The sequence below is a fragment of the Lactiplantibacillus paraxiangfangensis genome (assembly GCF_036246185.1).
Classification (GTDB): Bacteria; Bacillota; Bacilli; order Lactobacillales; family Lactobacillaceae; genus Lactiplantibacillus; species Lactiplantibacillus paraxiangfangensis.
The window spans coordinates 27,911-42,284 of sequence record NZ_BTPW01000005.1; the positions used below are offsets into that span (position 1 = coordinate 27,911).

Here is a 14,374-nt window from a genome sequence, read left to right on the forward strand (position 1 = left end):
TAAAGGTCGCGTTTCTGAAAATTCGGAAACGCGACCTTATTAGTACCGGTGATTATGACTTGTATTTAGCTTTTAAGGTATCAATTAGCGCTTGGGCTGGGCCACTCAAGGGCACCCCTTGCCGCCAAATCAGAACGTGTTTCAGGTGGTGAGCTGGGGTAAACGGGACGAACTTTAGCTGGCTCGTTGCTGGTAAGGTAACGCCCTCAATGCACACAAGTAGTCCTAATCCGGTGGCTGCTAGGTAAACGGAATTGGTCAGTAGATTATATTCGCCAACGATGTGCAAGGGCGCAATCGGTTGTAACCAATCGTTTAAAGCCGTTTTAACTAATGACCGGTGTGGAATGATCAGGGGACGCCCCGCCAAATCAGAAACCTGAATATTGGGTCGCTTGGCCATGGGATCGGTTGCGGGTAATGCCACGCCCCAACGATCGTGGATGGAGAGCGGTAAGGCGTGGTACTTGGCGGTATTAATCGGGGTCGAGACGATGCCGATTTCGAGTAGTCCCCGGTCGAGGCGCTCCTTGATTGTGTTGCCGTCCGCATCGTGCATATCGATGACAACACTGGGATGGGCCCGCTGAAAATCCACCAGCGCGGGTGCAAGCTGGGTGGTGACCGAGGATTCAACGCAGCCGATGTTAATGGGTCCCGTTAGGTCGTGATTATTACTATTTTTAACGAGCTGGTTAACGTTGTCTAGTTCGGTTAGAATTTGTTGGACATGGAGCTGGTAAGTTAAGCCGGCCTTAGTCAGTTTCATTTGATGGTGTTCTCGGGTGAATAACGGAATTTCAAGTTGGGCTTCCAACTGCTGAATCTGGCGGCTGAGTGTGGGCTGGGCGACGTGTAACTCGCGGGCAGCCGCTGAAATCGTGCCTAAGCGTGCAATGGTTAAAAAGTAGTGTAAAATTCGGGTTTCCATAATTAGCCTCACTATTCTCTTTTAGCATTGATATGTATACATTATAGGACTTTTACATAATCAAAATCACGGATTATGATTGTTAATGTTAGGAAGGGGCGGTCCATTGAAAACGACAATTCAATTAAATAGTGGCGTTACCATGCCACGAGCAGGTTTTGGGACTTTTCGGCTGGTTGATTTTGAAACGTGCCGGCGGGCGGTATTGCAAGCATTAGACGCTGGTTACCGGTTGATCGATACGGCACAAGTTTATCGTAATGAGGCCGCTGTCGGGGCGGCGTTAAAAGAAACGACCGTGCCGCGTGATCAGATTTTTGTAACGACGAAGGTTTGGTTACCATTTTTTGGTGACCGGAAAACCGCGGTGTCCGTTGACGATTCGTTGAAACGCTTAGGGTTGGACTACTTGGACCTCGTTTTATTACACGAACCGTATGGTGATTATTATGGGGCCTACCGGGACCTTGAACGGCTGGTGCAAGCGGGCAAGGTTCGGTCCATCGGGGTTTCTAATTTTGATGCGGGCCAGTTGATTGACCTCAGTCACCAAATGGCAATCACTCCGGCCGTCAATCAGGTTGAGCTAAACGTTTATCAGCAACAGGCTGCTTTGCGTCAAGCACACGCCAAATTAGGAATCGTCACGGAAGGCTGGGCACCGCTTGGCGAAGATTACAAGGCGTTTTTAAATGAACCAATTATTTCCGCAATTGCGAAACAACATGGAAAGACGGTTGCCCAAATTTTATTAAGATATTTGTTACAATTAAATACGATTGTTATTCCAAGTACAACCGACTTGGCTCACCTGCAAGCCAACGCTGCAATTTGGAATTTTGAGTTAACCAAAGTTGAAATGGCACAACTGGCGCAGTTAGACAAAAAGCAGTGGTTGTCCCCGAATCGACATAGTGTTAAAGCAACGCAGCATTATATGAAATTAATTGATGAAGGTTTAGAACTGTAAATTTAAAGTTAAAGGAAGGTTGACGTTATGACAATGACTGAACATGAAAAATTACTAGCTGGAAAAGATTATGATTACCGTGATCCAGACTTACAGGCCATGTTGGCGAAGGGGCGGCGGTTGGTTCAAGTGATTAATACCACGACCGATGTAGCCACGCGTCAAGCCGCAATCACCGACTTGTTCCACCAAGTGGGCCAGCGGGTGACTTTGAACGGTCATTTTGAAGCTATTTATGGGGATCACATTTCTTTAGGTGACGACGTCTTTATTAACGGCAACTGCTTTTTCCAAGACTCAAACCGAATTACGCTAGGCGACCGGGTGATCATTGCGCCCGACACGAAGTTTTACTGTGGAGAACACTCGCTGGATGCGACGAAGCGCTTTGGCACCCGACCAGATGGTAGCCGTTATTTAATCACGTACACGGAACCAATCACGGTTGGAAACGATGTGTGGATTGGTGGCAACGTGACCGTCATTGGTGGCGTACACATCGGGAACAACGTAATCATTGCCGCTGGGGCGGTCGTAACGCGTGATGTTTCCGATAACTGTGTGGCCGGCGGTGTGCCTGCCAAAGTGATTAAGCCTTTACCAGCGCTTAAGTGAGGTGTGCGATGAAACCTTTAAGTAATCCACCGATTCTCCGTCATTTTCAGCTGACCATCGATGGTCGTGACCGGACAGCGTTCGTTGCTGAGGGAACGGCTAATTTAGTAACATCGATCCGGACCGAACCGGGAACGTTAGCGATGTTTGCGACGCACGCGGATGATGCGGGTACGCACAATGAAGTGTTTGAGTTATACCAAGACGATGCGAGTTACCAGATTCACGCGCAGTCACCGCAGTTTAAGCACTATGGTCAGTTAGCGCAGCAAGTTGTCAAGAAACATCAAATGGCCGAATTAAGTCCGCAAGTCTTGGCTTCAACTACTGATGGTTTTAAGGTGAGTGGTGCGAATACCAATCAATTATTATTGACGGAATTTACCGCTGATAATCAATTGCAAGCAAATTGGGACCAGCTGCGCAATGGCAGCCTAATTCAGTACGTGGCAACGTTACCATCGACGCCAACTAATTGGGTGTTAATCAATGTTTATCCGGATGCCGCAGCGATCAGTGCGGGTCAACATAAGTTGCAAAGTTGGCTAGCCGCTGAAGCTGTCACGAATGTCCGGCAACGTGTGTTGGCTGTTGATACCATGGTCAGTCAACCTGGTGTTCAGTACGTTCGCTCGGAGGAGTTAAAGTAAATAACTAATTAGGTCAGTTATCTTTGTAAGATGACTGATTTTTTTGGTTTTATAAAGCTTCACTATGTTTAAGGTTCATAATGGTGATATAGTTAAACCGAAAGCCCTGAGCTAATCGTAACGATTGGACTTCCGTAAATTTTACTAATGTAGATTAGGTTGTTTAAAAAATTTAGGGGGCTACGAGATGAGTAGCAAAAACTTGAATCAAGTTTTAAAATCACCAAAGGTTCATTATCGGATGTATAAGTCAGGCCGTCACTGGCTGTTTGCTGGTGTAACGGTTGTAACTGTTGGCGGCAGTTTATTATGGGGAACTCAAGCACACGCGGCGTCAACGTCCGCGGCAACCGATGATCAGTCGGTTGACCAGACGATTGTGAATGGGGCTGCGTCGGCGGATTCAACGGTACCGCTAAAACAGGCAACGAAATCAGCCTCATCAGTAACAGGCTCAACCGCGACCAGTGGTAAAAGTCAAAGTGCAACTAGTATGACGAGCCAAGTTAGTCAGGCTAGCCAAGCCAGTCAAGCAACGAGCGGACTAAGTAGTGCTAGTCAACCAGCGGAAAGTGATGGGAAAAATACATCATCTGATTCTGGTCATGTGACTAGTCAGGCGGCATCTAGTGAATCTAACTCGGTTGGTCAGTCAGCAACTAGTGGTGACCAAGCATCAACGGCATCGGCTAGTTCAGATAGTGCGACAAGCCAGGCTAAATCGGCAGTGTCGTCACAAGCTAGTGGGGTTGATAATCAGATGATTGATTTACAGTCGATGGTTAGTTTAGAAAACAAACAAGTTGATCGCAAGTTTCTTACTAATAATTTAATGGCTTCAGACGTGACCACGGGTAATCAGCTGGCGACTTCTCGGAACAGTTTGTTGCGGGATGCGACACCGGATGATTCAACCTTTACCTGGTCAATTGATGACACGGGTACCACGTTGACGTTGAACGGTGGGACACCGACGGAATCACTGTACAATATGCTTGATGACACACAACGAGAAGCAATTAAGAACATCGTTGTTGCTAAGCCAGTGACGATTGTCGGGGATGTTGGAGCTAAATTCTTTTTTGGTTTCTATAATGATGAGACCATTACTGGGCTTGAAAATGTTAATGTTGATCAGGCGACCGATTTATCATCTATGTTTGAGCAACTTGGTAATTATGAAGGTAAACCGATTCAATTTAGCGGCTTGGCCGACTGGAATGTTTCAAAAGTAACCACGTTTGAGTATATGTTTTATCATGCGGAGATTACTAGCGTTGATGTTAAGAATTGGCATGTTAGTCAAGTGACGGATATGAGATTTATGTTTGCTGGTACCACTGAATTATCGAGTTTGAATCTTAGTGGTTGGCAGGTTGTCGGTAATGTGTTAAGTAATATGGACGATTTTGTTAATGATTCTGGTATAAGTAGTCTGGATCTGCGTTCTTGGCAACTAGCATCCAAGAATAGTGCTGCTGTTGCATTTCTTGCGGGTAATTTAACTGAGCTTGGGTTGAATTCCAGCTTTAGTGTTAGTGACTATATCCTTGGCTTCCAGCGGCCAACACAGTATCCGTATGATAACGAATGGATTGATGAAGACACACAGAAGGTCTATGCGCCAAGTGATTTGGAAACACTATACCAAAAAGATAAGGTAACAACTAGTATTTATAAATACCATAAGGTTACAGTGAAAAGCATAACGACTAAGCCTGTGACGACTTATCCAAATATAGCCGTTAATCCAAGCGACTTTGTTGACACATTTGTTGATACTGATGGGCAACCACAGGATTTAGTAGATGGTCAAAGTAATCATCCTGGTGTCCATGCACAAGCTTCAGATTTTAAATTTACGAGTCCGGTTGATATCAGCCAAGTGGGAGATTACCATGTTGAAATAGTTTATACTAACGATCAGGGACAGCCGATTACGGGTCAGGCAACTTTACATGTTATTCCCAGCAAAGTTACTTACACCGTACAAGACCAAACAGCAATTATTAATACTGACCCGGCTAATATGAAGGCTGAGGAGGATTATGTGATTGCTAAATTTTCACAGCTGGTAGTTGCAAATGATGATGGGCAGACAATCACTGCGATGAATGGATTAGGGATCGCTGATGATGTAAGTAATGAGGTGGATGCGATTAACCAGTTGTTACCAGGCACCTATCCATTAACGTTTATTTACACAGAGCCAACTGATAATGTTACCGTCCCATCACCGGTTGCCATGTTTACGTTAATTAATTCAAAAGAAAAGTTAACCTTAAATTCTAGGGTTATTATCCGTCCCAATGGTTCCATTACCGCAGCCGATTTATTCCAGACGGCGTTGGATGGCTACGGGGATTCATTAATCGATGCTGATGGTCAACTTAGCAAGGCAGTGATACTGAATCTAGGTGGATTAGATTTATCAAACCCAACCCCAGGGACTTATCAAATTTCCGCAACTTACACGGATGATGCCAACAATGTGGTGACAACGACTGGTTCCGTTTCGGTTGCTAAGACTAAGGAAAGTATTACATTAACTAAAGATGATCACCCCGTAGACTTAATTGCTGGTCCTAAGCCTTATTTTGTTTCCACGAGTTTAGTGGCCAACGCCACTGATGGATTTGGTGACCCAATTGACGCGTCACAATTACAATACGATTATTACGATTTGAATAATCAGCCCACAACCTTGGATTTGACTCAGGCTGGTCAATATCAGCTGAAAATCAGCTACACGGATAGTGTTGGTAATGTGGTCACCAAAACGGTCATGGTCAATCTCAAGCCGACGAAGTTAAAGGTGCAGTTAAAGACAACTTCGGAAGCAATTGTGGTCGGTGATAACAGCTTTAACCCAACGTCCTTGGTTAAAAGTGCCATTGACGAAGATGGTAACCCGTTGATGCTAACGGTTGTTAACGCCTTTGCCCGGATGGCTCGTCTAGGTGGCAATCAATTATTGATTACTAACCATGTCGATGTCAATAAAGCGGGGACTTACACCGTTGATTTCAGCACTACCGATATTGCCGGCAATACGGATAATCAGAGCGTTGCCGTTACGGTGTACGTACCAGCTAAGTTTGACATTAAGCCGACCGAAACGATGGTCCTCGGTGAGGTGTTTGACCCTGAGAGCCTCTTTATATCCGGCATGGGGGTTGATGGCTCGACCTTAACCGCGGCCGATTTAACTTATGATTTGAGCAGGGTTGATTTTACCAAAGCTGGCGTTTATCAACTGCCCGTTAGTTACAAGGATCAATATGGCAAACTAACGACGGTTAACTCGGAATTAACGATTAAGGCCCAACCGGTCGTTGGTCAAGCTAAGATTACGTTAAACGCAGTAGCGCCAATCGTCGCGGCGGCTAACCAGACTTTTGATCCGACGCAGGTTATCAAAGCGATTACTACAGCAACCGGGGAAAATGTACCGGTTACTGACTCAGCTGTTCAGATTACCAGCAACGTTGATCCAACGACACCGGGAACTTACCAGGTCCAAGTTAGTTATGATGGTGTCAGTGCGACTGCGACGATTACGGTTGTCGCGGCGCCCGATACTGGGGATAGTGGCAACGGTGGTACGACGACGCCAACTAAACCGGATACTGGCGGTAACGGCAGTACAACGACGCCAACGACTCCAGACAATGGCGGTAACGGTAACACAACGGCACCGACTGAGCCGGATAACGGTGGTAATAGTGGTACGACGACGCCAACTAAACCGGATAATGGCAGTAACGGTAGTACAACGACGCCAACGACTTCAGACACTGGTAGCAACGGCAATACAACGACGCCGACGACTCCGGATAATGGCGGTAACGGTAATACAACGACACCAACTGAACCAGATAACGGTGGCAACGGCAGTACAACAGCGCCAACTGCTCCAGATAATGGCGATAATGGTAGTATGACTATGCCAACGACCCCAGATACGGGGAATGGTAACGGTGTATCAGCTCCGGACAATAACGGTGGGACTAATACACCAGCTACTAAACCGGGGACCGCAACCAAAGCACCGGTACAATCACCAACTAGCCAGCCACAGCCAGTTGCGGCTAAAAAGCAGTCGACAAACGGGCAATTAGCAAACCTTCAGCCGGCTGAAGCAGCAGTGGTCGCAGCGACGACGCACGTTAGAGCCGAGACGCAACCAGTTAAGCCAGCTAATGGCAAGTTAGTTAAACTCGAAAAGACAACTGGTGCAATGCAAAAGACTGATGGAGAATTACCACAGACTGACGACCAGGGATCCCTTTTACGGGTTGTTGGGGCAGTGTTAGTGGGTCTATTGAGCTTACTCGGCTTAGCTAGTCGGCGAAAATTCTAAGTTGAAATTGAATTAGTTTATATGAATAGGTAGCATCAAAAAAGGCCTTGGGATTTTCCCAAGGCCTTTTTGTAACGAAACAAGTGTTTTAATCCGTTAGTTGAATTGTTGTTGCCCACGGTTCATGCGGCGTTCGTAGTAGCTTAACAAACGAGTCAGGAGCCAGCAAATGACGAAGTAGATGACCATTGCAATCCCAATTGGTGCCACGCCACGGTACGTATCGGCCTGAACGATGCCAAGCTGGTAGATCAACTCGGTGACCCCAATAATGGAGACCATCGACGTATCTTTAATTAAGTTAATGAACTGATTACCCAACGAAGGCCAAATGATTCTCAAGGTCTGTGGTAAAACGACGTAGCGCAGCGTTGCCGATTTTGATAGCCCTAAACTGGCCGCGGCTTCCGTCTGACCCGAGTCGACTGACTGAATTCCACCCCGAATAATTTCACTGAGGTAGGCGCCACTGTTTAACACGATGGCAATCATCCCGGCGTTGAGCGCGGACACGTCGACGATGATTCCAATCCCAAAGTAAACGAACATGATTTGAACCATCAGTGGGGTTCCCCGAACAAATTCAACGTAACCCGTTGCTAACCAACGTAGGGGCGCAATCGTGCTAAAACGTAAGAGTGCGAGTAATAACCCTAATAAGCTACCACCAATAATTCCGACAACCGCGATCAACAAGGTATATTGAAGCCCCTTAAGAAAGTAGCCGTGGTAGTGCCACATGGACGTGTCGGCGGTGTTCACCTTTAAATATTTACCGGCCGTCTTTAGGTACCGTTGTTCGATCCAGTGGTGTTTTTTAATTTTAGCGAGTGAGCGGTTGATGGCGTTATTCAGACTAGGTGAACCCTTTTTCAGCGCAATCGCATTGCCGGCCTGCGCACTACTCGTCTTGAAGTGACCGTTAATGGCCATTAAGCTCGGATCATTTTTCGCATAAGCGGTTGCCGAGGCGGTTCCTTTAACGACGGCGGCGACTTTGTGAGTCTTTAAAGCTAAAATCAAGTTGGCCGCGCTGCTCATCCCCGTTAACTGGGCATTCGGCATCTGTTGTTTGATCAAGTTGTACTGAAGCGTCCCGGTTTCAGCGGCGACTTTTTGGCCCGCTAAGTTAGCTTTAGTCTTGTACTTAGCGCCATCCGTTTTATTGATTAAAATGGATTCGCCTTCCGTGTAGTAAATGTCGGTGAAATCGACACTTTTACGACGGGCGGGGGTCGGGCTCATCCCAGATAAGATCATGTCCACCTTGCCCGTGGTTAAAGCGGGGAGGAGGGAATCAAACGAGAGCTTTTTAATGACGAGTTTAACCCCGAGGTCCTTGGCGATTTGCTTCCCAATTTCAACATCCATTCCGACAATTTTAGATTGGCCGTGTTGATTAATTTGAAATTCATAGGGCGGATAATTGGGGGATGTTCCCATGACAAGCGTTCCCTTAGCTTTAACTCGAGCTAAAGAAGTATCACTAGCTGCACTTGCAGGACGGGTTAGTCCTATTATTCCAAATATAAGTATCCCAATTAACAGTAACCATTTTCCAAATTGACGTTTCATGTCGCGCCTCCATTACAAATTAAACCTAGTATAGGCGCTAATGAGTATTAATACAATAAAATTCATTAAAAACAAATTTTTATGCACACACTGAATATTAACTTTGTGATAATGACGCCCGATTGACGGTGAATTGATTCAGTTATGAAAGATATAAATGTATAAAAATAATTATTGTTAATGATAAAAAGAACGGCATAAAGTTCAGATTTCATTAAGGCAACGAAGAAAGCTTAAAGTTCGCCTCGAAAGTTACTCGTCTACTGAAATATACGTTAAGCTAACGTTACATTGAAATGTACAGAAAGGGGCGTGATGCTAATGCGTTGGTTACCGTTACTATTAATTTTAAGTTTGTCTGGGTTGGTCGGTGTTGTTTTAAGTCAACATTCAAACGGTGGTCGCCGTAAGTTGGGATGGCGCCTGCTAATTTTGGCCTATTTGACCATGTTAGGTGTGATTCTATTTACGCCGATCTCTTTTGACGGTTCAGCGGTTTACGTCATGCCGGCGGGAACGGGGCGGGTCAACCTAACTCGCTTATCGTTTTCAAACCTCGGTTTTGCCGAAAATGTTCTCCTGACTTTGCCACTAGGGATGTTGATCAAACGGGCCTTACCACGGACACCACTTGTAATCATTGCGATTCTGGGGTTAATGATTGGTGGGAGTATCGAAGTCGCACAACACTACCTGTCGATTTATTGGTTGATTAATCGGAGCAGCGATATTAACGATGTTTTGGCAAACGGCATCGGTGTGACCATTGGCGGTAGTCTCATGGCAATTGGTCAACGCGTCTTTGTCCGGCCACGGTCACGGCGGCAAGTCGTTAAAAAGGCCAGCTAAATAAAAATGCGTTCTCAGAAAATTCTGGGGACGCATTTTTATTTAGCTTAGTAAGTATGGTGATTACGACCGTAATATTTTGGTCATAGCTTTGCCACGGGCTAATTCGTCGACAAGCTTATCTAAGTAACGAATTCGTTGCATGAGCGGATCAGTGATCGACTCGACCCGGACACCACAAATCACGCCAGTAATCTTGTCGGCATTTTTGTTGAGCTGGGGCATTGCGGTAAAGAAGGTCGTTAGGGAGGCTTGATTATCAAGTTGTTGTTTTAACGCTGGCAAAGAGTAGCCGGTTAACCAAGTGATAATGGTCCGTAAGTCCTGTTCGGATTGGCCTTTTCTAGCTAACTTTTGGACGTAGGCGTCGTAAATTCGGCTAAAGGGCATTTGTAAAAGTTTAGGGTTCGCCATGGGTTTATCCTCCGTTGTTTTTGCTAACTATAGCATGAAGTTGGCTAATCGCCGAATATTAATTACGATGATCAAAAGGCCGCTAAAAAAGCACTGGTAGAAAAGATGCACATTCAATAGGTGGAAACAGTACCATTTTATAGCGGTTGCGAGTAAACTATATACAATACATAAATTAAGCTCGTTAACCAGTCGGGTGAATGAATGGTTAATGGGCAAAAGCGGGGGACGTTTGAATGACTCAAACGATGACTAAATTAACGTTAGTTGCACCAATCACGGGTCGCCTGGTGCAACCGACCACTAGTGACATGGCTGGCTTTACAATTGTGCCAGACGATGGGAATGCCGTTGCGCCCGTAGCTGGGACCGTAACGGAAGTTGATGCTGAGGCGTTGCGGATCGTGATTACGACTCGTGAAGGCATGGAAGTGACAGTTGCGTTGAATCAATCCCGGTTGCAGCTCGGAATACAACCTTGTGAGGCCCTAGTTCAAGTAGGCAACTATGTGAAAGCAGGGCAGGTCTTAGCTGCGATTGATATGGTTGCGATTCAACGGCTTAAAGCGTCAATACAAGTGTTGACGACCATTGCACCTATGCCGGATAATCTGGAAGTGATAAAGACCAATCAGGATGTTAAAGTGGATACCGCGGTAGCTAGACTTTACTAAAATGAATTCCACAAAAGAAGGTTACCCTTAAAAGTAGTTTTTACGCTACTTTTAAGGGTAACCTTCTTTTTAATGTTGACTCGCTAGACTGAAGCCCTGAATGGGGGAATACATTCAGTCTTTTTAATTAACAACGATCGGCCTTTAACTTGAATAAGTGCGGTTTACCATAATAATAGCCTTGTCGTAATGGGATTTCTAAATCATTTGCAAGGGCGTCTTCAGGATCATTTTCGACCCCTTCCAAAATCAAACGGGCGTCGTATTGACGAGCAATATCACGCCAAAACTTCAATTGCTTTGGAATCTCGTCTTCACGACCCTCTTTGCGGAAATTCTGCATGGCAAACTTAATTTCCTCAGCGTAATCGAGCAGCGGTTTGATGTGGTCGTAAACGTTGATCCCCGTACCAACGTCATCGAGACTGAATTCTAGACCGTGAGCCTTAATTGCTTTGATTTGAGCAAGCATATCGGCGTTTGAATAGGTGTGTTCGCCAGGTTCCTCGGTGACCTCCACAACGATCTTAGTTGGAAAAAGTTGTTTCTGAGCGTCAATAACGGCTTCAGCAATACCTGGGTCAAGAAATTGCTTGCGGTTAAAGTTGATAGAAACGGATGCAATCTTTAACGATAATTCTCTAGCGGTCGCTTTGAGGAGACTAATTTGAACGTCAATCGGAATACTAGCAAAGTTTTCCGGTAAGGTCCAACGGTCCTCGGGATGCTCGCGATAGCGAATCAACATTTCATAGCCAATTAAAGAATTATTAAATTTATCTAATTGTGGCTGAATAAAATAGCGATACATACACATACTCCCTTAGTTATAGTCGCGGAACAAAAAATACCCTAAGTTCTTATTTTATACCTAAAGATTAGTATATGGAAACGTTACAATGCCTATTTGGTGAGAAAACCGGACTTTTAGCACTAAAATAGTTTGATTAATCGTTTTAAATGAATGCCATCAGTTTAATTGAAAAGACTGTTAGGTTGCGGAAAACAAGCTATATAAGTGAATAGTGACCAATAGTCGTGATTCATGCTATAAATTATTTTGAAAAATGGTTATAATGAAAATTGAGGTTGATTTAAATTTACCTAAACGAATTAAATCATTAATAGGGGGTTCAACAATGAAAATTGTTATTGTTGGCTGTACGCATGCTGGGACTGCTGCAGCCTCACAAATATTAAAGAATCATCCGGAGGCCGAGGTCACCGTTTATGAACGAAATGATAATATCTCGTTTTTATCATGCGGTATTTATTTATATCTAGGTGGTAAAGTTCAACGGCTAGAAGACATGTTCTATTCGTCACCAGAAGAATTGACGGCGGCTGGGGCAAAAGTCCTGACCAAGCATAACGTGTTAAAGATCGATGCTGCGACTAAGACCTTGCAAGTAGCGAATATGAAGACTGGTGAAGTGTTTGATGATCATTATGACAAATTGATCATGACGACTGGTTCGAGTGTTGCGGTACCGCCAATCTTTGGGATTGATGAATCGAAGGTCTTGTTATGCAAGACTTACGATCAAGCCAAAGAGATTTACAAGACGGCCAAGGATAATCAACGGATTGCGATTATTGGTGCTGGCTACATTGGGACTGAATTATCAGAAAGTTATGCGAATACGAACCATGACGTCACGCTGTTCCAATCCCATGATCAAATTTTAAATCATTATATTAGTAAAGACATGTCGGATCGAGCGGTTAAAGTTTTACAAGACCACGGTGTTGACGTGAAGCTCAATCACAAAGTAACGGCCTTTACGAGTAATGACGACGGCGAACTAGTGATTGAAACGAATCAGGGTGATTTTGTTGCGGATTTGGCCATTGGTGGGACTGGATTTGTGCCAACGACTGAGTTACTCCGTGGTCAAGTCAAGATGGATAAACATGGTGCCATCATTATTAATGACTATGTTCAGACGTCCGACCCCGATATTTATGCAGCCGGTGACTCTTGCGTGGTTAACTTTAACCCGACCGGCGCGTCAGCTTACACACCATTAGCAACCAATGCGGTTCGTCAAGGGGCGTTAGCCGGGACGAACGTTTTCGGTAATACCCACCGTTACATGGGGACGCAGGCAACTTCGGCTATGCAGTTATTCAATTACACGCTTGGGACAACGGGGCTGACGTACGAAATTGCTAAACAGTCACACGTTCCGGTTAAACGGGTTGTTTATGAAGGAACGTGGCGGCCAAAGTACATGCCTAGCACGGATCCGTTAGTGATTGAGCTAACGTATAATCCAGAAAACCGCAAAATTTTGGGTGCGCAATTCTGGAGTCCACACGAGGTCGCGCAATCGGCCAACACGATTTCAGTGGCCATTCAAAACGGCAATACGATCGATGATTTAGCATACGTTGATATGCTATTTTCACCAAACTTTGATGATCCGTTTAACTACTTAAATGTTGTGGCCCAAATGGCCGTTGCACAAGAAGCAGAGGCTGGTCATGATCAACCACGAATTACGGCCATTGGTGGTTGGGCAAAAGCTAACCATGAGGATCAGGATTAAATTAGGTTATTAATATTAAAATAACTGTGGCTCAAGCGATGTATGGGGGAGCTGGATAAATTAAATTTACGATGGAAATGAGGTTTTCTATAGATGTATCGCTTTTTTGTTCAACCACAAGTTGATCAGCAACAGAAACAAGTTTTTGGTTACGAATTATTATTACGTAAAGAGTCTCAGGGGCGTTGGATCGTACCCGAAAAATTTACAGAGCTGCCCCTCGATAAACAGGGCCAGTTGTTAGAAACTTTGGCGCACCAATTATCCACTAAGGCGACTAACCAAGTACTGGCACTGAACTTAAATCGGGAACAGGCTGAAGATCGTTTGATGCTTGGAACGATTATATATTTGAAGAAGCGGCTAAACCCGGCTGCTTTAACGATCGAGTTGACGGAAAACCCGACGTTAGATGAAATTCAAAAGTATAGTCTGTTTTTCCATCAATACGGCATTAAATTAAGCATTGACGATGTTGGTACGGGATCCAATACGTTTGACAATATTCATCACTTACTACCGTTTGTAGATCAGATTAAATTTGCCATGCAGAATTTGAGAATGCATGGACAGGCTGGCTTGATTCCACAAGCTGTTTCCTTTTGGCATAAAATTGCAGATCGCTACCAGTTAGAATTTATTTTGGAAGGAATCGAAGATGGCAACGACTTGTTAATGGCCCAAAAATCCGGAATTAATCTACATCAGGGTTACTACTACGGTAAACCACAGTTAATTACGGCGACCACCGATACTAAAGATGGTCATTAATCGAAGGGAC

12 protein-coding genes are annotated in these 14,374 nt (G+C 44.9%); 8 read left to right on the forward strand and 4 right to left on the reverse strand.

Going from position 1 to position 14,374, the window contains the following annotated elements:
• Positions 1–52 precede the first annotated feature (52 nt).
• Entirely contained in the window at positions 53–931 is an 879-nt protein-coding gene (locus tag AAA939_RS03445) for a LysR family transcriptional regulator (protein ID WP_338208973.1), read from the reverse strand.
• Positions 932–1,037: 106 nt separating this feature from the next.
• On the opposite strand from AAA939_RS03445, the gene AAA939_RS03450 reads away from it, so the two are divergent.
• The 4 genes from AAA939_RS03450 (at position 1,038) to AAA939_RS03465 (ending at position 7,529) form a co-directional block, all read left to right on the forward strand.
• Positions 1,038–1,901 carry an aldo/keto reductase gene (locus AAA939_RS03450; protein WP_338208975.1) on the forward strand — a complete coding sequence of 288 codons (864 nt, stop codon included), beginning with the start codon at positions 1,038–1,040 and terminating at the stop codon, positions 1,899–1,901.
• Between the two features lie 27 nt (positions 1,902–1,928).
• A complete protein-coding gene (locus tag AAA939_RS03455; protein WP_338208977.1) occupies positions 1,929–2,516 on the forward strand; it encodes a sugar O-acetyltransferase in 588 nt (195 codons plus the stop codon).
• 8 nt (positions 2,517–2,524) lie between these two features.
• Positions 2,525–3,166, forward strand: a complete 642-nt coding sequence (locus AAA939_RS03460) for a putative quinol monooxygenase (RefSeq protein ID WP_338208978.1) — start codon at positions 2,525–2,527, stop codon at positions 3,164–3,166.
• A 187-nt stretch (positions 3,167–3,353) separates the two neighbouring features.
• On the forward strand, positions 3,354–7,529 hold the full coding sequence (locus tag AAA939_RS03465) for a BspA family leucine-rich repeat surface protein (RefSeq protein WP_338230481.1): 4,176 nt from the start codon (positions 3,354–3,356) through the stop codon (positions 7,527–7,529).
• Between the two features lie 96 nt (positions 7,530–7,625).
• On the opposite strand, the gene AAA939_RS03470 is transcribed toward AAA939_RS03465, so the two are convergent.
• A complete protein-coding gene (locus AAA939_RS03470; protein WP_338208981.1) occupies positions 7,626–9,104 on the reverse strand; it encodes an ABC transporter substrate-binding protein/permease in 1,479 nt (492 codons plus the stop codon).
• Between the two features lie 321 nt (positions 9,105–9,425).
• Here AAA939_RS03470 and AAA939_RS03475 point away from each other — a divergent pair, with 321 nt between their 5' ends.
• The gene (locus AAA939_RS03475; protein WP_338208983.1) at positions 9,426–9,953 is read left to right on the forward strand and encodes a VanZ family protein; all 528 of its coding nucleotides are present in this window, start codon (positions 9,426–9,428) and stop codon (positions 9,951–9,953) included.
• 63 nt (positions 9,954–10,016) lie between these two features.
• Here the strand turns inward: AAA939_RS03475 and AAA939_RS03480 are convergent, their stop codons facing one another.
• Positions 10,017–10,367, reverse strand: a complete 351-nt coding sequence (locus AAA939_RS03480; RefSeq protein WP_338208985.1) for a DUF2200 domain-containing protein — start codon at positions 10,365–10,367, stop codon at positions 10,017–10,019.
• Between the two features lie 236 nt (positions 10,368–10,603).
• Between AAA939_RS03480 and AAA939_RS03485 the strand changes: the two genes are divergently transcribed.
• On the forward strand, positions 10,604–11,041 hold the full coding sequence (locus tag AAA939_RS03485) for a PTS glucose transporter subunit IIA (RefSeq protein ID WP_338208987.1): 438 nt from the start codon (positions 10,604–10,606) through the stop codon (positions 11,039–11,041).
• Positions 11,042–11,168: 127 nt separating this feature from the next.
• Here the strand turns inward: AAA939_RS03485 and AAA939_RS03490 are convergent, their stop codons facing one another.
• Positions 11,169–11,852, reverse strand: a complete 684-nt coding sequence (locus AAA939_RS03490; RefSeq protein WP_338208988.1) for an EAL domain-containing protein — start codon at positions 11,850–11,852, stop codon at positions 11,169–11,171.
• 328 nt (positions 11,853–12,180) lie between these two features.
• On the opposite strand from AAA939_RS03490, the gene AAA939_RS03495 reads away from it, so the two are divergent.
• Complete coding sequence (locus AAA939_RS03495) at positions 12,181–13,593, forward strand: FAD-dependent oxidoreductase (RefSeq protein ID WP_338230483.1); 1,413 nt, start codon at positions 12,181–12,183, stop codon at positions 13,591–13,593.
• A 93-nt stretch (positions 13,594–13,686) separates the two neighbouring features.
• On the forward strand, positions 13,687–14,364 hold the full coding sequence (locus AAA939_RS03500) for an EAL domain-containing protein (protein WP_338208991.1): 678 nt from the start codon (positions 13,687–13,689) through the stop codon (positions 14,362–14,364).
• Positions 14,365–14,374: the final 10 nt, after the last annotated feature.